We start from the raw sequence: 20,683 nt of genomic DNA on the forward strand, positions 1-20,683 counted from the left end.
GCGATCGTTTGTCCTCAGGCCGGGGCGCGCAGGCCTCTTCCGCCTTTTACCCCTTCCCCATGCAGTGCGCCCCGTTTCTTGGCGGCCAGGCGTGCATGGCGGCGCGGACCCTTGGGCGGGCGGGAGCCTAGTCAGGCAAGCCCCCGATGGACGGGTTTACGTCCCCCATCCTCATTCAAGCTTTCAGGCCCTGCTCACGCAGCTCCTTCAGCCCCGCTCGATCGCATCCACGTCGCACGCTTCGGGCCGGATCCTTGCGCCCTCTCCCTGCGACGGGACACGTTGATTATGCGGGCGTTCTGAGCCCGTCTGATTGAGCACCGCGAGAAAGTTGCAAGCGGTTGAGTTCGTGGAACTCTTTTCGACGAACGCCGGGGATGGACGGAGCTCCATCCCCGTCCGGCGCACAGACAAAAACGGCGGGTCCTTGCGGACCCGCCGTGATCGTTTTTTTCGCCCCCGGCGATCCTTAGGACCGCCGGGATTGAAGAGCGCCTGGATTAGAAGCGGGTCTTCAGAGCGAGGTAGAAGCGGCGGCCGAGCACGTCGTAGGTCGACGGGTCGGTGTTGGCCTGGATGTTCGACGAGAAGACCGGCGGTTGCTTGTCGGCGACGTTGTAGACGCCGGCGCGCACTTCCACCATGTCGGTGACCTTCCAGGCGCCGTTCAGATCGAAGTAGTTGACCGACTTGATCTTCTCGGAGTTGTCGCCAGCGTCGACCATCGAGTCGACGAAGCGCCAACGGACGCCCAGTTCGGCCGGGCCGAACGAGTAGGTGGCCGACGACATGACCTTCCACTCCGGCTTGGCGACGGCGACGGCGCTGACCGAGGTGTTGCCGATGGTGCCCTTCAGCTTGTCGATGGGCTCGCCCGGCAGGCTCTGGACGTCGAACTTGTCGAGGTAGTTACCCACGATGTTGAACGCCAGCGAACCGTAGTCGTCGCTCAGGCCGATCGCGCCGAGACCGAAGCCCCAGTCGATCTGGAAGTCGACGCCGGCCGTCTCGTAGGTGGCCAGGTTCAGGTTCGTCAGGACCAGGGTCTGGATCTCGCCCGTCTGGTTGCTGCGGTCGAAGAGGCCGCAGTAGAACGAGGAGCCGGCGCTGCCGTCATAGCACTTGGTGAGCGCCAGGCCGGCGTCGACGGTGCCGATCGCGTCCTTGATCTTGATCGAGTAGTAGTCGACCGAGGCCGACAGCTTCTCGAACAGCGGGTGTTCGAAGCGCGGGGTCCAGACGAGACCGACCGAGTAGGTGTCGGCGGTTTCTTCCTTCAGGTCCGGGTTGCCGCCGACGAGGGCGTTAACCTGGGTGTTCGGGTAGGTGTAGCTGTCGATGATCGCCGACGGCACGCCTTGCGCCAGGCAGAGCGAACGCACGGCCGCGGCGTTGGGGCCGGTACGAGCGCGGCTGTCGATCGAGCACGGATCGTCGATGATCTGCGGGAAGTTCTGGGCCTGCGGCGAGTAGAGTTCGCCGATCGACGGGGCGCGAACGCCACGCGAGTAGCCGCCGCGCAGACGGATGCCGTCCACGACTTCCCAGTCGCCGTCGACCTTGTAGGCCGAGACCGAACCGACGGTGTTGTAGTCCGAGAAGCGGTAGCCGCCCGTGACGTTCAGGGCCTTGATGAACGGCAGGTCCTTCAGGACCGGCACGAGCACTTCGCCGTACAGGTCGTAGACGTCGGCCGAGGCGTCCAGGGCGTCGTTGGCGTTGAAGCCGATGACGTCACCGGTCGAGAGCAGCGAGTCCGGAACGTAGTTGTACTTGTCCGAACGGTAGCTGGTGCCCACGGCGGCGCGGACTTCGCCGGCCGGCAGGTCGAACAGGCCGCCCTGCAGGTTCAGCTCGACGGCGCGTTGCTCGTAGCTGGTCCAGTTCTTGGTCACGCGGCTGATGTAGCTGGCGCATTCGGCCGACAGCGGCTGCAGGCCGAAGGGGTTGTAACCGCCGGCGCAGATGCTGGTGCCGCCGTCAGCCGCGTCGAGCAGCGAGACGACCGCCGCACGGCTCACGTTGCCGCGCTGGATCTCGTTCTGCTCGGACTTGCCGTACGAACCGAACAGATCCCAGGTCCAGTCGCGGAAGTTGGTTTGACCGCGCAGACCGGTGGTCAGCTGGAACACGTTGAAGGTGGTTTCCGAAATGCGCGGACCGACGTCCGTGAAGCGCTTGCGGAACAGGAAGTCGGCCGTCGGATCGGCGCGGCTGGCCAGCAGCGTGCGCAGGTCGGTCGGGACGAACGGGTTGTTGTAGTTGACCGAGAAGCCGGTCGTCGCGGCGGCCGGCGACGGGGCCAGGATCGTGCGCGAGTCGTAGTGCGTGAAGTTGAACGAGCCGTAGGCTTCGACATTCTCGGTGATGTCGTAGTTCATCATGCCGAACGCCGAGTAGCGGGTCATCGGCAGTTGCAGCAGGTTCAGCGGGCCGGTGTTGTAGCTGCCGTCGAGCGGGATCGTCGAATAGTCGATCGCGGTCGAACCACGGTAGTTGGTGCCGTTGCGGAACAGCGTGCCGTCGTTGTTGAAGCCGAGGTTGGAGTCGGCGGCGACGGTGCCCGGCGCGATGCCGTACTGGGCGAACACGGCGTTCATGGCCGCTTGCGTCGGCAGGTTGGTGCCCGAGAAGTCGTAACGGCCGTACGGGGTGGTCGCCGAGGCGCCCGAGACCGACGAGAACTTGCGGGCGGCGTTCAGGATCTCACCGCGCGTCGAGTAGCTCAGCGACATGATCGCGTGGCCCTTGTCGTCGGCGAACCGCGAACCACCGGTGATGCTGATCGAGCTTTCCTCGCCGTCCTTGGCGTCGGTGATGCCGTACTGGGCGTCGACCTGCAGGCCTTGGAAGCGGTCGTTGATCTTGAAGTTGACCACGCCGGCCATGGCGTCAGAGCCGTAGGTCGCCGAGGCGCCGCCGGTGATCACTTCGATGTTCTGGATGATCGCGCTCGGGATCAGGTTGACGTCGACCGTGCCGTCCGAGTTCGACGGAACGATGCGGTGACCGTCCATCAGAACCAGGGTGCGGTTCGAGCCCAGGCCGCGCAGCTGGATGTTGGCCTGACCGCCGTTCGACGGGTTGTTCGAGGTGGACGACACGCCCGGCACGAACTGCGGCATCTGGTTCAGCAGGGTGTCGACGGTCACCGAACCGGACTTGGCCAGTTGCTCCTGGCCGACCGAGACGATCGGGCTGTTCGACACGTAGTCCGGACGCGCGATGCGCGAACCGGTGACGACGACGGCTTCGATTTCGGTGCTGTCGCTTTCCGGCGCGGTTTGAGCAACCGCGGCGCCGGCCGAAGCCATGGCCAGACCACCGATGATCGTCGTCGCAAGCAGGCGCTTACGCGTCATCTGAATATTCAAGATGGAAATCCCTCCGAGAATGGACGGCGACAGGCGCGCATCCATGTCACAATCCCAGGCTGTCCAAAGCCCGGTTGGCGGGGACGTTAGGTGCGGCCGATCAACGCGGTCAATTCCGAGTTTCCGCGAGATATCGCGAAGTCTCACCCCTGTCGCAAAATCAACACACAATCACCCCTCACGGGGCAGGTTTTCGCGCTTTTCGTGCCAATTACGACATCAAGCTTGACCATAGATATCGGTGAAATCCCGATAACGGCAAAATATGACCACGTTCGAATAACATCGTTATCGAATTATTTTGCAGAACAGCAATATGTAGGACGTATTTTTTGCCTTGCGTCGACGCATTCTCGCCGCAATCCCGACACAATCAGAGAGTGTGTGCACTCACACTGGGCGAGCGCCCCTTCCCGCCAGGCGGGAAAGCCCTTGAAAAAACAGGAAATCCCAATGCGACGCTTTGGACTGCCGCTCGCCCTGGCCCTGACCGCCGCCGCCATCGCGCAACAGGCCCAGGCCCAATCGCCGACGGCGTCCAAGGCGGCGATGGAGAAGCTGTCGGCGTGTCGCGCGCAGACGGATTCGGCCGCCCGGCTGGCCTGCTACGACGAAACCGTCGCCGGGCTGCTGGCGGCCGAGAAGGCCGGCGACCTGATCGTGGTCGACAAGGAGACCGTGACCAAGGCGCAACGTGAATCGTTCGGCCTGAACCTGCCCAGCTTCTCGTTCGGGCAGAAGAAGGAAGCCGCCATCGAGCAGGTCGAATCGACGATCCGCGAGGCGCGCAGGACCCCGACCGGCTGGCGCTTCCTGCTGGAGGACGGCGCGCGCTGGGAGCAGATCGACACCGAGGCCCTGCCGCTGCCGCCGCGCGTCGGCGCCAAGGTGACGATCCGGCGCGCGGCGCTCGGCAGCTACATGCTGACGGTGAACGGACGGGCCATCCGGGTCGAGCGCGTCAACTAGGCGCGTCGCGGACGGTTCGAAGGACGGGGCTTGCCCTCGCCGCGCGGGCCGCGCATCTGGAGAGTCCTATAAAGAGGTCCTTCAGAGAGCCCGACGCCATGACCGATTTCCGCCGCGTGACCGACAGCCTGTCGGTCAGCCCCCAGATCACCACCGAGGACGTGGCCCGGGCCAAGGCCGAGGGCTTTACGCTGATCGTCAACAACCGCCCCGACGGCGAGGATCCCAGCCAGCCGACCAGCGGCGAGATCGAGGCGGCGGCCAAGGCCGCGGGCCTGGCCTACCTGCACGTGCCGGTGCGCGGCGGGCCGACCCAGGAGCAGGTGGACGCGGTGCGCGAGGCGGTAGAAGCGGCCGACGGCCCGGTCCTGGCCTTCTGTCGCTCGGGCACGCGCTCGATCGTCACCTGGTCGATCGGCCAGGCCCTGTCGGGCGCGTCCGATCGCGAAACGCTGGTGAAGCAGGGCTACGAGGCCGGCTACGACCTCTCCGGCGTCCTGCCGCACTGAACGAAACCCTCAGTAGCCGCCCAGCGTGCTCACGCGGGCGGCCATCGGGCTGGGTTCCGGCTCGCACGAGGCCAGCACGAACTGCGCCGCAATGAGACACAGGACGGCGAAGCAGGCGCGCTGGAGCCGTTTTGAAACAAAAATCGCCGCGTCGGCCGCCATGATCCGCACTCCACAGGGTTTACGGTTCGTTAAGCGCAAGAGCCGCGCCGCTCACTGGTCAGGACCGCGATGATCCCCTTCGTCCGCGAGATCGAGTTCGAGTACGGCCGCTGCGACCAGGTCTCGCCGCTGATCCGGCGGGTGATCGCCGACAATCCCGGGCCGTTCACCTACACCGGGACGGGGACCTACATCGTCGGCCGCGGGACCGTGGCGGTGATCGATCCCGGGCCCGATATCCCCGCCCACCTGGACGCCCTGCTGGCGGCGCTGGACGGCGAGACCGTCAGCCACATCCTGGTGACCCACCACCACGCCGACCACTCTCCCCTCGCCGGCCCGCTGGCGCAGCGCACCGGGGCAAGGATCTGGGGGCGGCCGGCGCCGGCGGTCGAGATCTCGGAAGAGACGGGCGTGCAGCTCGACGCCGAAGACGACGGCCATTTCCGCCCCGACATCGAGATCGCCGACGGCGACCTCTTCGAAGGGCCCGGCTGGACGCTGGAGGCGATCGCCACGCCCGGCCACACCTCCAACCACGTCTGCTTCGCGCTGAAGGAGGAGAACGCCCTGTTCTCCGGCGACCACGTGATGGGCTGGTCGACGACGGTGATCACCCCGCCCGACGGCGACATGGGCGACTATTTCGCCAGCCTGGCCAAGATCCAGGCGCGGGGCTTTTCCACCCTGTGGCCGACCCACGGCTCGCCGGTGCGCGAGGTCGCCCCGTTCCTCAAAGCGTATGTCGACCACCGCCGGGCGCGCGAGGCCCAGGTGCTGGCGGCCCTGGCGGACGGCCCGGCGCGGATCAAGGCGATGGTCCCGGTGCTGTACGCCGCGGTCGATCCGCGCCTGCACCCGGCCGCGGCGCTGTCGATGCTGGCGCACCTGATCCAGCTGGTGCGCGAGGGCCGGGTGATCAGCGACGGCCCGCCGGGCCTGGACAGCGAATATCGGCTGGCCTGAACCGTCTTGCGTCCTTCGAGGCCCGCTTCGCGGGCGCCTCAGGATGAGGAGTTCGGGGCGACAAGCCCCTCATCCAGAGGTGCGAGGCGCAGCCTCGAAGGACGCACAGCCCTAAAGCCGCGCCTTGACGCTGGCGCGGACCGTGCGCGGCGCGCCGGGGAAGATCCAGACGGGGCTGTAGGAGCTCTGGGCGTAGTGTTCGTCCAGCAGGTTGTCGACCTCCAGGCGTAGGTCGATCTTAGGCGTCACGGCGTACTCGACCGCCGCCTTGGCCTTCCAGTAGGACGGCAGGATAAGGCCCGAACCGTCCAGCGCCCCGGCCCGGTCGCCCATGTAGCTGGCGCCGACCGTCAGCGACCACCGATCGAAGGTTCCCACCGCGAAGGCGCCGCCGGAGTGCTCGGGCACGTTCAGCACCGCGTCGCTGGCGAAGGCGGTGTCGTCGGCTTTCGCGTCGGTCCAGGCGTAGTTGACCACCACGCGCCAGGCGGCGCTGACCTCGAACGAGCCGTCGAACTCGACGCCGCGGCTGGTCAGCTGGCCGACCGGGGCCAGGAAGCTGGCGTCGACGGGGTCGTTGGCCAGGATGTTCTGCTTTTCGATGTCGAACAGGGCCACGGCCAGGTCGACGCCGGGCCAGCGGCCGGAAAGGCCCAGCTCCCAGCCCTCGCCCTTCTCGGGCGCGAAACCCTGGCCGGTGCGGCCGGTGCCCGAGTTCAGCAGGAACGAGCGGCCGAAACTGGCGTGGGCGGTCAGGGCGTCGGTCAGCTGGTAGCGGGCGCCCAGGCGATAGTCGACGGGCGAGCCCTCGCCGCGCCCGACCGCGCCGGTGCGGTTGTTGCGCACGGTCTGGCGATAGTCGTCGACCCGCACGCCGGCCAGCAGGCTGAGCCGCTCGGAGACCTGCCACAGGTCCTGGGCGTAGAGGGTGGCGACGCGCCGGGTCTCGCGATTGTCGGTGAAGGGCAGCAGCGGCAGGGCCTGGCCGCCATAGACCGGGGCGTCGATCGAGATGGCGTGCGGCGCGTCGGCGGTCGGGTTCCGGCGCAGCAGGAACTCGCTGTAGTCGAGGGTGTAGCCCTTGATCCCGACGTTCAGGTGGTGAGCGCCCAGGCGGCCGTCGAGCTCGAGGCGGCCCGAGACGTCTTCCACCGCATAGTCGCGCTCGCGTCGCTGGCGCCACAGCTGGCGGCCGACCAGGCGCGACTGGTCGCTGGAAAAGCCGTGCATGTCGCCGGTGCGGTAGGCGAAACCGGCCGTCAGCCGCCAGTCGGGCGACAGTTCGTACTCGCCGGTCAGTTGGTGGCGCTCGTTGCGGAAGCGGGTCACACCATCGCCGGGCTCGCCGAAGAAGCGCGAGCGCGGGATGGCCAAGGCGTCGCCGTTCACCGCCGGCACGCCGCGGTCGAAGGGCGCGTCGAAGACGGTGAACTCGCCCACATAGGTCAGGCGCAGGGCGTCGGTCGGCCGCCAGGTCAGCGACGGGGCGACGGCGCGGCGGTGCAGGTCGACATGGTCGCGCCAGCCGTCGCTGCGCTCGTCGGCGATCACCAGGCGCGCGGCCAGTGTGTCGGACAGCGGGCCGGTGACGTCGATCTCGCCCCGGCGCAGGCCGAACGAGCCGACGGTGGCGGCCACGTGGCCGCCGCGCACGAACTGCGGGGTCTTGGAGACGATGTTGACGCGGCCGGCCGGGTCGATGTCGCCGAACAGGGCGCCGGCCGGACCTTTCAGGATCTCGACGCGCTCGGCCGTGGCCGGATCGCGGGGCGGCGCCAGGCCGCGATTGGCCAGGAAGCCGTCGACGTAATACTCCGCCCCGCCGTCGGGCGTGCCGAGAAAGCCGCGGATGGCGAAGTTGTCGAGGAAGCCGCCGCGGTTGTTCTGCTGGGAGACGCCGCTGGTCAGCTCCAGCGCGTCGGCCAGGCGCCCGGCCCCGACCGCGTCGAGCAGGTCGCGCTCGACCGAGCGGCTGGACGGCGAGGTGGCCTGGGTGATCTCGCCCGCGCCCAGCGTGACGTCGCGGGCGGCCCCGCGCCGGCCCAGGATGACGATCTCGCCCACGGCGTGGGGCTCCGTCTCGGCGGCCGGGACGGTTTCCGGCGGCTCGGCGGCGGACAGGGCCAGCAGGCATGCGCTGACGCAGCTCCACGACAGGGGCAAGAGAGCAACTCCGTTTGTAATGTTATTTCATATCAGCTATGCCGCCCGGGTGATGCTGTCAACCAACCCCGTATCGACCGCCCTCCCCGCTCCGTCGGCGGGCCGGATCGCCGCCATCGACGCCCTGCGGGGTCTGGTCATGCTGCTGATGATGGTCGACCACGTGCGGGAGTTCTTCTTCATCCACGCCCAGGTCTCGGACCCGATGGACGTGGAGGCGACAGCCCCGTCCCTGTTCTTCACCCGGCTGGCGGCGCACCTGTGCGCGCCGGTGTTCGTGGCCCTGACGGGCCTGGCCGCCTGGCTCTATGGCCGCAAGGCGGGCGGGAACGATCCGCGCGCCACCGCCCGCGCCGCCTCGGCCTTCCTGTTCAAGCGCGGCCTGTTCCTGGTGTTCCTGGAACTGACCTTCGTCAGCTTCGCCTGGACCTTCGACCTGACGCCCAGGACCTATTACCTGCAGGTGATCTGGGCGATCGGCCTGTCGATGATCGCGCTTTCGGCGCTGGTTCACCTGCCGCGCGCGGCGCTGGTCGCGGTCGGCCTCGTGATCGTGCTGGGCCACAACCTGCTGGACCCCATCAGCATCGCGGCGGGCCAGCCGGGCCACGCCATCTGGGCGATCCTGCACGACCGGGGCTTCATCGACCTGCCGTGGGGCGCGCGGGCCCGCACCTCGTACCCGCTGCTGCCGTGGATCGGGGTGGCGGCCCTGGGCTACGCGGCCGGACCCTGGTTCGTCGGCGCCTGGCGCGATCGCCGCAACCGCCTGCTGCTGACGGGCCTGGGCGCCCTGGCGCTGCTGGTGATCCTGCGCACCGTGAACGGCTATGGCGAGACGCCGTGGGTCGTCGGCTCCAGCCCGATCCGCACGGTGATGAGCTGGCTGAACGTCACCAAGTACCCGCCCTCGGCCGACTTCCTGCTGCTGACGCTGGGCGTCGGCGCGCTGCTGCTGGCGGGGCTGGAGAAGGCGCCGGCGCGGCTGGTCTCATGGCTGGCGGTGCTGGGCGGCGCGCCGCTGTTCTTCTATCTGATCCACCTCTACGCCCTGCATCTGCTGCAGCTTGCGGCGGTGGCCGTGCTGGGCCCGAACCAGGGCGAGGTCTGGAGCCTGCCCGGCGTGGCGTCGATCTGGCTGCTGGCCGCGCTGGTCGCGGTTCCGTGCTGGTACGCCTGCCGCTGGTTCGGCCCGGTCAAGCGGGCCAGCCGCCAGCCGTGGATGAAGTATCTGTAGCGCCCGGGATGACGCGCTCTTGAAAGTGCTGCGGTCATCATGACCTACAGCGCTATCTAAGAGCGTGACCTGAAAGGACGACGACATGGCTTTGCTCGACCAGCTGAAGACCGACCAACTGGCGGCGCGCAAGGCGAGCGACCGCCTGAAGGCCGACGTGCTCACCACCCTGATCGGCGAGGCCACGCAGATCACGACCGAGGAATTCAAGCGCGGCGTGACCGAGGTCACCGACGAGAAGGTCGTCGCGACCGTCGCCAAGTTCGCCAAGAACACCAAGCTGACGCTGGATAATCTCGCGACCGAACGCGCGCGCCTGGTCGAGGCCGGCGGCGATACGTCGAAGGTGGACGAGCGGACCAAGGCGGCCGAGACCGAACTGGCGATCCTGTCGTCGTACGGCCCCAAGCAGATGACGGAAGCCGAACTGCGCGCGGCCATCGACGATTTCCGCGCCAAGAACCCCGACGCCAATGTCGGGGCGATCATGGCCCACCTGAAGACCAGCTTCGGCGGCCAGTACGACGGCAAGACGGCCAGCGCGCTGGCCAGGGGCTAGTTCGCCAGCGGCTGCGCGGTCTTGACGGACCGCGCAGCGACGCCCCGCGCCTGACGTTCAGCCGCCGCTGCGCGCTTGGACACTTTGTCCACGACACCCGCACGAATAAAGTTGGTAGACCGCCCTTCGTTAGCGAGACGCTGCGAATTAGCTTTCAGCGCCCCCGACGGAGTAACGCTGTGGATTGGGCGAACTGGTTTCCTATAGTCTTCTTCCCACTCAAGATCCTGGTGCTGGGCATCGGCATGTTCTTCTCGATCAAGTGGCATCACGATCAAGACAAGAAGAAGAAGGCGCTGGAGAGGGAACGAGCGGCCAACGCCGCGATGGCGGCCAACGGCGCGCGGCCCGCAGGCGTGGAAGCGACGGCGGCCGGCGGGCAGTAATCCGTTCGCCCTGCCGAGGCGGCAATGGTCCGATACTCGACACAGGCCGCCGCCCTTGCTGAAATGGCCGCGGCGCTCCCCTCCCCGCGCCGAGTTCGGACGGCGTAAGACTTCATGTTCAGCAGCGACGAGACGGCCCGCCTCGCGGCCCTGCATGAGTACGGGCTCGTGGACACGCCGCCCGAGGCGGCGTTCGACCGGATCACCGCCCTGGCCGCCGAGCTGTTCGACACGCCGATCGCCGCCGTCACCCTGATCGACGCCGACCGGCAGTGGATCAAGTCGATCGTCGGGCTGGAGCCGGGCGGCACGCCGCGCGAAGACGCCTTCTGTCACTACACCATCGAGTCCGACGAGGTGATGGAGGTGCTCGACCCCGAGGGCGACGACCGCTTCCGCGACAATCCCTTCGTCACCGACGATCCCAACATCCGCTTCTACGCCGGCGCGCCGCTGCGGCTGCACAGCGGCCATCGGCTGGGCGCGCTTTGCGTCATCGACCAGCGGCCGCGCCCGCCGCTGACCGACGAGGAAAAACGCCGGCTGAAGGCGCTGGCCCAGATCGTGGTCACCGAGATGGACCTGCGGCTGCTGAACGCCCGCAACGAACTGCTGACCCGTCGGGCGCAGGCTGCGACCGAGGCCAAGAGCGAGTTCCTGGCCAACATGACCCACGAACTGCGCACGCCGCTGACCAGCGTGATCGGTTTCAACGGCCTGCTGGCCGCCTCGCCCAACCTGCCCGAACGCGAGCGGATGCTGGCGGGCAAGGCCAAGTCGGCCGGCGAGAAGCTGCTGACCATCGTCAACGACGTGCTCGACCTGGCGCGGCTGGAGGCCGGTGCGGTGAGCGAAACCGACGAGCCGATCGACGTGGCCGAGGTGGCGCGCTCGGCCGTCGAACTGTTCGCCGAGCGGGCCCTGGCCAAGGAGATCGCGCTCTCGGCCGAGATCGCGGGCGCCCTGCCCATCGTGCGCGGCGACGCCTCGCGCCTGCGCCAGATCCTGGTCAACCTGCTGGGCAACGCCCTGAAGTTCACCGAGCTGGGCCAGATCGGCCTGGTCATCGCCGCGCGCGGCGGCCAGCTGGTGATGACCGTCTCCGACAGCGGCGTGGGCATTCCCGCCGATCAGCTGGAGCGGATCTTCGAACGCTTCGAGCAGGCGCCCGGCGCGGCCAGCCGCTTCGGCGGCACCGGCCTTGGCCTGGCGATCTCGCGCCGGCTGGCGCGTCAGATGGGCGGCGAGATCACGGTGAGCAGCCGGGTCGGCGAAGGCTCGGTGTTCACCGTGACCCTGCCGGGGGCCTGACCCAAGGCGCGGCCGCAACTTTACATAGAACCAAAATCGCCGCTCCATGCCCAGCGGGGGCGTCGGCGATGGCCGGCTGCTCGATTGTCGAGGGAGGGCGGCCTTGCTGGTGAACGGAACCCAGATCGCGATCAGCGCGACCGAAACGAAGGCCATCGAAGACCTGCAAGTCGGCGACACGGTCTGGGCGGCGGGACTGAGCCGGGACTGGAAAGCCACCGCCGTCAAGTACTCCAGCGGAACCGGGCGCGGCGCGGCATCGCCGGCCGTCCTGTGCAAGGTGGGTGGAGACCGTGAGCTGATCTGCGCCAGGAATCAGTGGGTTCTGACGACGAGGGGCCTGCTGACCATCGACAGGCTCACGCCCGACGACAAGCTGATCCAGGCCGATGGCCAGACCGCCGATATCATCGCCTTGACCATCGGGATGCTCCAGCTGGGAGAAAGCGCCATCGCGACCTCGCCGATGGCGACCACGGACCCGGAGGGACACCTGATCCTCGCCCAGGGCTTCATGGTCGCCGACTACGCGCTCAACATGGGCCTTTCGTTGGCGCACCAGGAGGCGCCGGTCGTCGGGGTTTCGGACTAGTTGCCTAGGGATGCTTGTCATCCCGGCCGAAGGAGCGCGTCAGCGGTCCGCAGAGCCGGGATCTCCCACGTCTGAAGCTTTGGAACGGACGGAGATCCCGGCGCTCCGCTTCGCTACGACCGGGATGACAAACTTTAGGCGTACCGGCGAAGCCTGCGGCGGACCCTAGTCCCACGAGATCGACCCAGCCGACCCGAGCCCGCTCACCGCGCCGGAGGGATCGCTACGGCGACCCCACCCTGCCCGCCAGATGCTCGGCCAGGCGGATCGACAGGGTGATGATCGTGAAGGTCGGGTTGGAGATCCCGGTCGAGGGGAACACCGACGAGCCGGCCACATAGAGGTTGTCGAGCCCATGGACCCTTAGGCCGGCGTCGACCACGCCCTGCGCGGGATCGGCCGACATGCGAGTGGTGCCGATGTGGTGGCCGTTGACGGTCAGGCCCGCTTTGACGCTGGCCCAGGGCTGGTAATAGACGTCGCCGCCCAGCTCCTCGACCGCGGCTTTGAACAGCGCCGTGGTCTGGGTGTAGGTGGCCTCGTCGCGGTCGCTGAGCAGCCAGGTGATGTGGGTCTGGCGCTGGCCGAACACCGGGTCGACCGTGTCGGCCAGGGTGATGCGGCTGTCGGGATTGGGGGCCATCTCGAAATAGTACTGGCCGTAGTTGGCCCAGAACCAGCAGCTGCCGATGCCCAGCCGTTTCTGCTCGTCGGCGGTGGGCGAGAAGCGGCCCGAGACGCGAACGCCGTTCGCATCCTGCCAGGGCACCGCGCGGTTGCCGCTGAGGGTCTGGCCGGCCATCAGCCGGGTCTGGGCGTCGGTCAGGTAGGCGCCGCTGGCGCTGAGCACCGGCCCGTTCGACAGCGGATGGCACATGAAGTAGCGGCCGACCTGGTCGTGATCGTTGCCGACGTCGGACAGCAGGAGCTGGCGGGCGTTCTCGACCGCGCCGCAGGCCAGGACGACGATATCGGCCTTGATGGTGAACTCGGTCGCCTTCTTCGGCGGGCTCGCGCCGTCCATGCTGGCCGCCCGCAAGCCGCAGACCCGGCCCTGGTGCTGCTCGATCTGCAGCAGGGTGGCGTTGACGATGACGTCGACGTCGCTGTCGGCGATCGTCACGCCGTCGAAGGTGCGGGTGGCGAAGTTCAGGTAGGGCTTGCCCAGGTACTGGTAGATCGTGGTGTCGAAGCCGGTCAGTTCAGGGACCTCGGCGTGCAGGATCTCGGCCCAGGCCTGGGGGCTGAAGTCATCCCCGTGCAGCAGGCACAGCTGGGCGGCCTTGGCGTAGTAGGGATCAAGCTCGGCGCGGTCGATCGGCCAGCCGGGAAAGCCCGGACGCGCCTCGAAGTCGATCGGGTCGAGCGGGCGCGACTGCCCGCCCCAGTGGGCCGAGGTGCCGCCGAACATCCGCTCGCGCTCCCACGGGCCGCCGGCCCGGTTGTAGGGCCGGATCAGGAAGTCGGGCTCGGTCTGTGCGAACTGGCCGTCGGCCTTGCCGGCGTAGAGCAGGCTCTTGTCGGGCCAGGTGGGGTCGAGCGCGCCGCCGGGGCTGTCGGGCCCGCCCTCGATCAGCGTGACCTTCACCCCGGCCTTCTGCAGCTCCCAGGCGGCGGTGATCCCGGCCGGACCCGAACCGACGATGCAGACCTGCGTCTCGATCACCGCGCCTTCGGCGATGTCCTTGCCATTGCGGAGCATGAGAGCCTCCCCCGTTCGCTCTCATGCAACTTGCGGCGCCGAACGCCTAAAGGTTGTATCAAATCACACACCCGGATGGGTGGATTCGAATTCTAGCCCTTGATCGCCTTGAGCAGGCCGGTGACGCGGCCGCAGTTGCGGCCCAGGTCGCCGCCCTCGTCGCGGGCGATCGAACGGACGTCGACGCGGGCGCCGCCGGCGTCCGGACGGACGCGGACGACCACGTCGTCCTTCAGACCGTACCAGAAGCTGGCGCCGGCGGCCTCGATGCGGCCGTCGTTCGGATCGTCGGTGACCAGCTTCAGCCCCTTGGCCTGGACGGCGGCCTTGACGGCCTCGTAGGCGTCGGCGGGCGAGCGGTCCAGCACCAGGGTCTTGGCCGCCGGGCAGGTCTCGGCGTTGACCTCGGCCACCTGGCGGCCGGCGAACAGCTCCGAGCCCACCGGCAGGCTGGGGGCCTCGAACACCGGAGCCGAGGCCTCGCCGCGCGCGGCGATCACGGCCTCGGAAAAGCCCAGCGGCGCCTTCCAGTCGGTGGCGACGTCGCCCACGGGGGCTGCGCGGGCGGGCGTGCCGGTGGCCAGGAAGAAGACGCCCAAGGTGGCGACAGTGATGGCAAGGGCCAGCAGCGCGCGGCGCCAGTGGCGCCGGATGCCGCCGATCATGGCCACGATCACGCCCAGCCCGCCGGTCAGCAGGCTCAGCCAGGCGATCGCGGGCGCCAGGTCGCGGGTCATCAGGTCGTAGGCCACCGCCTTGTCGAGCAGGCCGAAACGAGCGCCGAGGGCGCCGGCCACGACCAGCACGGCCGGGACCAGGGCGATCACCACCGCGCCGGTCAGGATCGGCGCGGCCCAGCCGCCCTTGTCGCCGGATGCGGCCTTGGCGGCGGCTTTGGCCTTGCGCGGCTTGGCGGCGCTCAGCGGCATGGCCAGCGGCGGCTCCTCGGCGACGAACACCGGCGGGGCGTCGAAGGCTTCTTCGGGCGTCGCGGCCAGGGGCCCCGTCTGCGGCTCGACCAGCGGCGCGTGCGGAAAGACGTCCTCGGGCGAGACTGGCTCGGCCGGCTCGACATGAGCGACCGGGGCCGGCTCGGGATCGGGCAGCGCGGCGGCCAGGGCCTCGACGCTGACGGGCTCGGCCGCGGCGAGCGCGGCGGCGACCTCCGGCTCGTGGACCGGCTCCACCGGCGCCTCTGCCTGCGGGGCCTCGTCCTCGACCACGTCCTCCGGGGCCGCGACGGGCTCGGGGGCGTAGAGCACGGCGGCCTGGGCGCCGTCGGCGGCGGCCAGGGTGGCCGAACCGGCGGCGGCCAGGGTGGCCGAACCGGCGGCGGCCGAACCGATCGTGGGCAGCACATAGTCCTTCATGCGCTGGCGGATCAGCTTCTTGTCGATCTTGCCGGTGGCGCCCAGCGGGATCTCGTCGACGAAGACGACGTCGTCGGGCATCCACCACTTGGCGATCTTGCCCTGCAGGAAGTCGATGAACTCTTCCTTGGTGGCGGTCTCGCCCTCCTTCAGCTTGACCAGCAGGATCGGACGCTCGTCCCACTTGGGATGCGGCACGCCGATGACGGCGGCCAGGGCGGCCTTGGGGTGGCCGACGGCGATGTTCTCGATCTCGATGGTGCTGATCCACTCGCCGCCGGACTTCACGACGTCCTTGGCGCGGTCGGTGATCTGCATGAAGCCCATCTCGTCGATGGTCGCCACGTCGCCGGTGTCGAAGAAGCCCTCCTCGTCGAGGATCTTGCCGCCGGCGCCGCGGAAATACTCGGCGGCGATGATGGGCCCGCGGATCTTCAGGTGGCCGAAGGCCTTGCCGTCGTGCGGCAGCGGCTTGCCGTCGTCGTCGGTCAGCTTCAGCTCGACGCCCATCGGCGGGCGGCCCTGCTTGAGGCGGTAGGGGATCTGCTCGTCGTAGGACAGCTTCTCCAGCTGGTCGGTCATGGTCGACAGCGTGCCGACCGGCGAGGTCTCGGTCATGCCCCAGGCATGGACCACCTCGACGCCGTACTTCTCGTGGAAGGCGCGGATGATGCTTTCCGGGCAGGCCGCGCCGCCGATCACCACTTTCTTCAGCGTGGTGATCTTCGAGCCGGTGCTCTCAAGGTGCTGCAGCAGCATCTGCCAGACGGTGGGCACGGCGGCCGAGAAGGTGACGCCCTCGGTCTCGAGCAGCTCGTGGATCGAGGCGCCGTCCATCTTGGCGCCCGGCATGACGATCTTGGCGCCGGTGGCCGGGGCCGAGAACGCCACGCCCCAGGCATTGGCGTGGAACATCGGCACCACCGGCAGGATCACGTCGCGCTGCGACAGGCCCATCACGTCGGGCTGCATGGTGATGAAGGTGTGCAGGAAGTTCGAGCGGTGCGAGTACATCACCCCCTTGGGGTCGCCCGTCGTGCCCGAGGTGTAGCAGAGGCCGGCGGCCGTGCCCTCGTCGAAACCGCCCCAGACGCAGTCGGCCGACTGCTCGGCGACCAGGTCCTCGTAGCACAGCAGGCCCTTGAAGTGCGGCGCCTCGCCGGCGAGGTGGAAGTCCTTGGGCATGTGGTCGCGGTCGGTGAAGACCACCACGTGCTCGACATTGGGCAGGCGGGGAACGATCCCCGCGATGATCGGCAGGAACGTCAGGTCGGTGAAGATCACGCGGTCGCCGCCGTGGTCGGCGATCCAGGCGATCTGCTCGGGGAACAGGCGCGGGTTCAGGGTGTGGCACACCGCGCCGATGCCCATGATCCCGTACCAGGTCTCGATGTGGCGGGCGGTGTTCCAGGCCAGGGTGCCGACCCGGTCGCCCGGCTTGATCCCCAGCGCCAGCAGGAGGTTGGAGACGCGCTTGGCCCGATTGTGGATCTCGGCGTAGGTCGTGCGGACGATGGGGCCTTCGACCGACCGGGTGACCACCTCGCGGCCGCCGTGCCACTGGGCGGCGTGATCGATGATCTTGTCGAGCGTCAGAGCGCCATGCTGCATCAGACCTTGCATCGAAACCGCTCTCCCGCGTCCTGCTTATCGTTGTTCAGGAGAGGCTAGCGGCGCCCGCCCGGCGGCGCAACGCATGGCTCGCCCCAGGCGAGCATGGCGAACGCGCCGACTTTGCGCGCGTCTGCACGGAGGCGTAGAGTATCGAGGCTTCCACACGGCCGCGCTGATCGGCCGCATGGCCCGTTCACTCCCAGAACGCCGTTTTGCGGTTAGCTTCAGCGCGACCTGGTTCGCTCCAGGTTGCGGGACGGGGTGCACGGCCATGCGATGGCTCGATGCTCTAGGCGCCGACGAACGGCTCGACGAAGTGGCGAACGACACACGCCGCCTGACGATGTCGCGTCTGGTGTCCGCCGCCCTGGTGGCCATGGTCGTCGGGATCGCTCTGGGTCCAGCCATGGCCGCCGGCTGGTTCGGCGCCCTGGCGGCGGGGGAAGCCCTGGCCTCCCTGGTCATCCGCCGGTTCACCGGCCAAACCACCGACCGCCTGCGGGCGCTGTTCGTGCTGGCCTCGATCCCGATCAACGTGGTGTGGTCGTGGCTGGCCGTGGCGCTGTGGATGTTCCCGCACCAGGACCTGCGGCTGGCCGCCCTGGGCGTGTGCGCCGGCCAGATCATCTTCACCCAGAACTTCCGGCACCAGCCGATCAGCCTGCTGGCGATCACCACCGCCCCGCCGCTGGTTTGCCTTGTCGCCTTCCCGTTCCTGACCAACGCGCCGCACGGCATAGGGTCGCTGACCAACCGCTGGGCGATCCTGATGCTGGTGGCGACCACCATCAACGCCATGCTGCTGAACCGCGCCGCCGCCCGCAAGATGGACGAGCTGACGCGCGGCCTGCGGCTGGAAAAGGAACGCGCCCTGGCCGCCTCGCGGGTCAAGTCGGTGTTCGTGGCCACCATGAGCCACGAGATGCGCACGCCGATGAACGGTCTGCTGGGCCTGGCCCACGCGCTGAAGGCCACCGACCTGGACGAGCGCCAGCGCGACTATGTCGAGCTGATGATCCATTCGGGCGACAGCCTGATGCAGCTGCTCAACGACGTGCTCGACATCGCCCGCCTCGATGCCGGCGACGCCGAGCTGACGCCCTGCGACTTCGACCTGCACGACCTGATCCACGCGGTGGCCGACACCTGGCGCGACATGGCCATGGTCCGCGGGCTGGCCGTGGACGTGCGCATCGATCCGTCCGCGCCCGACCGCCTGCACGCCGATCCCGCCCGGATCCGGCAGGTGCTGAGCGGCCTGCTGTCGAACGCCCTGAAGTTCACGCGCGTGGGCGGGGTGACCATCGAGGTCTCGGGCCAGGGCGCCGCGCCCGACGGGCGCGAGACCGTGGCCGTGCGCATCACCGACACCGGCCCCGGCATCGACCCGGCCTTCGCCGAGCGGATCTTCGAAAGCTTCACCCAGGCCGACGAGAGCGTGTCGCGCGCCTATGGCGGCATGGGGCTGGGCCTGACCATCGCCCGGGCGCTGGCCCGCCGGATGGGCGGCGATCTCAGCCTGGAGCCGGCCGAGCGCGGCGCGCGGTTCCTGTTCCTGATCCAGGCCCCCCGCCCCGAAACCCCGCCCCTGCCCGCGCCGACGTCGGAGGCGGCCGAGGACGATGGCGCGACGCCGCGCGTGCTGATGGCCGAGGACAATCCGATGAACCAGATGGTCGTGCGGCTGATGCTGGAGGCCGCCGGCGTCGACCTGACGGTGGTGGAGGACGGCCGCCAGGCGCTCGACGCGCTGAAGGCCTCGCACTTCGACTGCGTGCTGATGGACATCAACATGCCGGTGATGGACGGGGTGACGGCTCTGTCGGAGATCCGCTCGGGCGCGGCCGGGGCGGCGAACACGCCGGTGATCGCCCTGACCGCCTCGGCCATGGCCGGCGATCGCGAGCGCTTTCTGAAGCTGGGCTTCGACGAACACCTGGGCAAGCCGGTCAAGCCGCTGGACCTGATCTCGGCCATCGCCATGGCGGTGGACCGCACGCCGCCGCCGGCCGCGGCGGTGGGGTAGCGCCTGCGGCGCGCCCCCTCCGGCCCTCCGGGGCCACCTCCCCCAGAGGGGGAGGATCTGCGCCGCTAGATGCTCCCCTTCTGGGGGAGCTGTCGGCGAAGCCGACTGAGGGGGTTTGTCACCCCATCTGCTCGGCCAGGGCCCTGGCCTCGTCCTCGAAGGCGCTGACGGTGTCGACGCGGCGCCAGTCGATGTCGCCGGTGTCGCGGGTCAGCTGGCTTTCCAGCACGGCGACGTCGGCGTCGGAGGCGTCGTTGACGCGGGCGGCGACGCGGCCGCGCAGGACGTCGGCGGGGGCTTCCAGCCAGACGCCCTGGAAGGCCACGTCGAGCTTCCTGGCGAGCGCTTCGGCGCGGGCGCGCTGCTCGGGCTTGATGAACACGGCGTCGACGACGACCGAGCGGCCGGCCTTGAGCACGAGTTCGGCGTCGCGGAACAGCTCGTCATAGACCTTGTCGCTGACTTCGGCGGTATAGGCCTCCTTGGGCAGGCGCTGCAGCGAGGGCACGTTCCACAGGCGCTTGCGGATCTCGTCCGTGCGCAGGACCACCGCGCCCGGCGCCGCGCCCAGGCCCGGCGCGCAGACGCGGGCGAAGGTCGACTTGCCAGAGCCCGACAGGCCGCCGGTGGCCACCAGGCTGACCGGCTTGGGGGCCAGGTGCTCGATGGCCGTGGCCAGGTAGGCGCGGGCGGCCTCGTCGTCGCCGGTATAGGCCCAGACGTGGGTGCGCACGGCGGCGCGGACGCTGAGCATCAGCGGCAGGGCGGCCAGGCCCGTCCACAGGCCTTCTCCGAAGGTGCGGGCGGCCTCGTCGAGATAGGCGTTGAGCACCCGGCCGGCGGCGTCGCGACGACGGCGGAAATCCAGGTCCATCAGCAGGAAGGCCAGGTCGTACTGCACGTCGATGTCCGACAGGGCGTCGTTGAACTCGATGCAGTCGAAGAGGATCGGCTTGCCGTCCTCGATCAGGATGTTCCCCAGGTGCAGGTCGCCATGGCAGTGGCGGGCGAAGCCCTCGGCCGCGCGGGCGTCGAGCTGCGGACCCAGGCGCTTGAGCGCCAGATCGGTCTCCTCGACCAGCCGCTCGACGGCCTGGGCGCCCAGGCGCGGGGCGAGGCCCCGCAGCAGGTTGGCGTTGGAGGCGATGGTGTAGCCGAGCGCCGAGACGCCGCCGCCCTGCGGGCGCAGCGCTGCGCCGGCGTGGAACTGGGCGATGGTGCGGCCCAGCGACTCCTCAAGCGCGTCGTCGATGGCCCAGGGCTGGGAGGCCAGCACCGACTCGCCGTCGAACCGGCGCATCTCCAGCAGGTACTCGACCACCTCGCCGGCCCCGTCGATCTCGATGCCGCCATCGGCGGTCCGGGTCAGCTGGCGCACGGCGCGATAGATGTCGGGCGCGGCGGCGCGGTTGAAGGAAAGCTCGCGCTGCAGCGACCAGCGGCGCAACTCCAGGGTCGAATAGTCCAAGAAACCGAAGTCGACCGGGCGTTTCACCTTGAAGGCGGACTCGCCCACCAGGAACACCCGAGCGCAGGAGGTCTCGATGGTCTGATCGGCCTTTTGGCCAAGCCAAGCCGCCACTTCCTGTTCGCGCGCCGCTTCCGCGTCCTTGATCACGCCGTCCAACCTTCGTCTTCGCCCGCCCGATCGGCGGCGCCCGGGCGTCCCATAGCGCAAAGTTCGGTGCAAGTCCTCGCGGACGCTTGCGCGATCTACTTACGCGATAGTAGCGTTTAACCATC

At 68.8% G+C, this 20,683-nt stretch carries 15 protein-coding genes; 9 read left to right on the forward strand and 6 right to left on the reverse strand.

All coding sequences use genetic code 11. The features are described from left to right. Positions 1-500: 500 nt before the first annotated feature. Positions 501-3,362, reverse strand: a complete 2,862-nt coding sequence (locus tag G5B46_RS12825; RefSeq protein WP_165259164.1) for a TonB-dependent receptor — start codon at positions 3,360-3,362, stop codon at positions 501-503. A gap of 465 nt (positions 3,363-3,827) precedes the next feature. Here G5B46_RS12825 and G5B46_RS12830 point away from each other — a divergent pair, with 465 nt between their 5' ends. Further along, positions 3,828-4,343, forward strand: a complete 516-nt coding sequence (locus tag G5B46_RS12830) for a hypothetical protein (protein WP_165259165.1) — start codon at positions 3,828-3,830, stop codon at positions 4,341-4,343. Between the two features lie 98 nt (positions 4,344-4,441). Beyond that, a complete protein-coding gene (locus G5B46_RS12835; RefSeq protein WP_165259166.1) occupies positions 4,442-4,852 on the forward strand; it encodes a TIGR01244 family sulfur transferase in 411 nt (136 codons plus the stop codon). A 9-nt stretch (positions 4,853-4,861) separates the two neighbouring features. On the opposite strand, the gene G5B46_RS12840 is transcribed toward G5B46_RS12835, so the two are convergent. Beyond that, positions 4,862-5,014, reverse strand: a complete 153-nt coding sequence (locus tag G5B46_RS12840) for a hypothetical protein (protein WP_165259167.1) — start codon at positions 5,012-5,014, stop codon at positions 4,862-4,864. 69 nt (positions 5,015-5,083) lie between these two features. On the opposite strand from G5B46_RS12840, the gene G5B46_RS12845 reads away from it, so the two are divergent. After that, positions 5,084-5,980, forward strand: coding sequence for an MBL fold metallo-hydrolase (locus G5B46_RS12845; RefSeq protein ID WP_165259168.1), 897 nt, complete (start codon positions 5,084-5,086; stop codon positions 5,978-5,980). A 111-nt stretch (positions 5,981-6,091) separates the two neighbouring features. Here the strand turns inward: G5B46_RS12845 and G5B46_RS12850 are convergent, their stop codons facing one another. Beyond that, on the reverse strand, positions 6,092-8,143 hold the full coding sequence (locus tag G5B46_RS12850; protein ID WP_205691652.1) for a TonB-dependent siderophore receptor: 2,052 nt from the start codon (positions 8,141-8,143) through the stop codon (positions 6,092-6,094). Between the two features lie 19 nt (positions 8,144-8,162). On the opposite strand from G5B46_RS12850, the gene G5B46_RS12855 reads away from it, so the two are divergent. The 5 genes from G5B46_RS12855 to G5B46_RS12875 all read left to right on the forward strand — a co-directional run bounded on the left by G5B46_RS12855 (position 8,163) and on the right by G5B46_RS12875 (position 12,228). Beyond that, entirely contained in the window at positions 8,163-9,380 is a 1,218-nt protein-coding gene (locus G5B46_RS12855; protein ID WP_240903460.1) for a heparan-alpha-glucosaminide N-acetyltransferase domain-containing protein, read from the forward strand. An 85-nt stretch (positions 9,381-9,465) separates the two neighbouring features. Beyond that, positions 9,466-9,939 (forward strand): GatB/YqeY domain-containing protein, encoded by a 474-nt coding sequence (locus G5B46_RS12860; RefSeq protein WP_165259169.1) that lies wholly within the window; start codon positions 9,466-9,468, stop codon positions 9,937-9,939. Between the two features lie 179 nt (positions 9,940-10,118). Beyond that, the gene (locus tag G5B46_RS12865) at positions 10,119-10,325 is read left to right on the forward strand and encodes a hypothetical protein (RefSeq protein WP_165258972.1); all 207 of its coding nucleotides are present in this window, start codon (positions 10,119-10,121) and stop codon (positions 10,323-10,325) included. A 114-nt stretch (positions 10,326-10,439) separates the two neighbouring features. Then, a complete protein-coding gene (locus G5B46_RS12870) occupies positions 10,440-11,636 on the forward strand; it encodes a GAF domain-containing sensor histidine kinase (protein WP_165259170.1) in 1,197 nt (398 codons plus the stop codon). 103 nt (positions 11,637-11,739) lie between these two features. Then, positions 11,740-12,228: a hypothetical protein gene (locus G5B46_RS12875; protein WP_165259172.1), complete on the forward strand. Its 489-nt coding sequence runs from the start codon at positions 11,740-11,742 to the stop codon at positions 12,226-12,228. Between the two features lie 223 nt (positions 12,229-12,451). Here G5B46_RS12875 and G5B46_RS12880 read toward each other — a convergent pair whose 3' ends face one another. Next, complete coding sequence (locus G5B46_RS12880) at positions 12,452-13,930, reverse strand: GMC family oxidoreductase (protein WP_165259174.1); 1,479 nt, start codon at positions 13,928-13,930, stop codon at positions 12,452-12,454. A 92-nt stretch (positions 13,931-14,022) separates the two neighbouring features. Then, positions 14,023-16,923: a long-chain-fatty-acid--CoA ligase gene (locus tag G5B46_RS12885; protein WP_165259176.1), complete on the reverse strand. Its 2,901-nt coding sequence runs from the start codon at positions 16,921-16,923 to the stop codon at positions 14,023-14,025. Positions 16,924-17,185: 262 nt separating this feature from the next. Here G5B46_RS12885 and G5B46_RS12890 point away from each other — a divergent pair, with 262 nt between their 5' ends. After that, entirely contained in the window at positions 17,186-18,940 is a 1,755-nt protein-coding gene (locus G5B46_RS12890; RefSeq protein ID WP_165259178.1) for a response regulator, read from the forward strand. Positions 18,941-19,058: 118 nt separating this feature from the next. Here the strand turns inward: G5B46_RS12890 and G5B46_RS12895 are convergent, their stop codons facing one another. Continuing rightward, positions 19,059-20,558, reverse strand: a complete 1,500-nt coding sequence (locus G5B46_RS12895; RefSeq protein WP_165259180.1) for a bifunctional aminoglycoside phosphotransferase/ATP-binding protein — start codon at positions 20,556-20,558, stop codon at positions 19,059-19,061. Positions 20,559-20,683 lie beyond the last annotated feature (125 nt).

It is taken from the genome of Caulobacter sp. 602-2, assembly GCF_011043625.1.
GTDB lineage: Bacteria > Pseudomonadota > Alphaproteobacteria > Caulobacterales > Caulobacteraceae > Caulobacter.

Bases quoted from the DNA above. Each gene is read 5' to 3' on its own strand.
- G5B46_RS12830 (WP_165259165.1), top strand. From the start codon at position 3,828: ATGCGACGCTTTGGACTGCCGCTCGCCCTGGCCCTGACCGCCGCCGCC.
- G5B46_RS12855 (WP_240903460.1), top strand. From the start codon at position 8,163: ATGTTATTTCATATCAGCTATGCCGCCCGGGTGATGCTGTCAACCAAC.
- G5B46_RS12825 (WP_165259164.1), bottom strand. From the start codon at position 3,362: ATGACGCGTAAGCGCCTGCTTGCGACGACGATCATCGGTGGTCTGGCC.
- G5B46_RS12860 (WP_165259169.1), top strand. From the start codon at position 9,466: ATGGCTTTGCTCGACCAGCTGAAGACCGACCAACTGGCGGCGCGCAAG.
- G5B46_RS12880 (WP_165259174.1), bottom strand. From the start codon at position 13,930: ATGCTCCGCAATGGCAAGGACATCGCCGAAGGCGCGGTGATCGAGACG.
- G5B46_RS12885 (WP_165259176.1), bottom strand. From the start codon at position 16,923: ATGCAAGGTCTGATGCAGCATGGCGCTCTGACGCTCGACAAGATCATC.
- G5B46_RS12890 (WP_165259178.1), top strand. From the start codon at position 17,186: ATGCGATGGCTCGATGCTCTAGGCGCCGACGAACGGCTCGACGAAGTG.
- G5B46_RS12840 (WP_165259167.1), bottom strand. From the start codon at position 5,014: ATGGCGGCCGACGCGGCGATTTTTGTTTCAAAACGGCTCCAGCGCGCC.
- G5B46_RS12870 (WP_165259170.1), top strand. From the start codon at position 10,440: ATGTTCAGCAGCGACGAGACGGCCCGCCTCGCGGCCCTGCATGAGTAC.
- G5B46_RS12835 (WP_165259166.1), top strand. From the start codon at position 4,442: ATGACCGATTTCCGCCGCGTGACCGACAGCCTGTCGGTCAGCCCCCAG.
- G5B46_RS12845 (WP_165259168.1), top strand. From the start codon at position 5,084: ATGATCCCCTTCGTCCGCGAGATCGAGTTCGAGTACGGCCGCTGCGAC.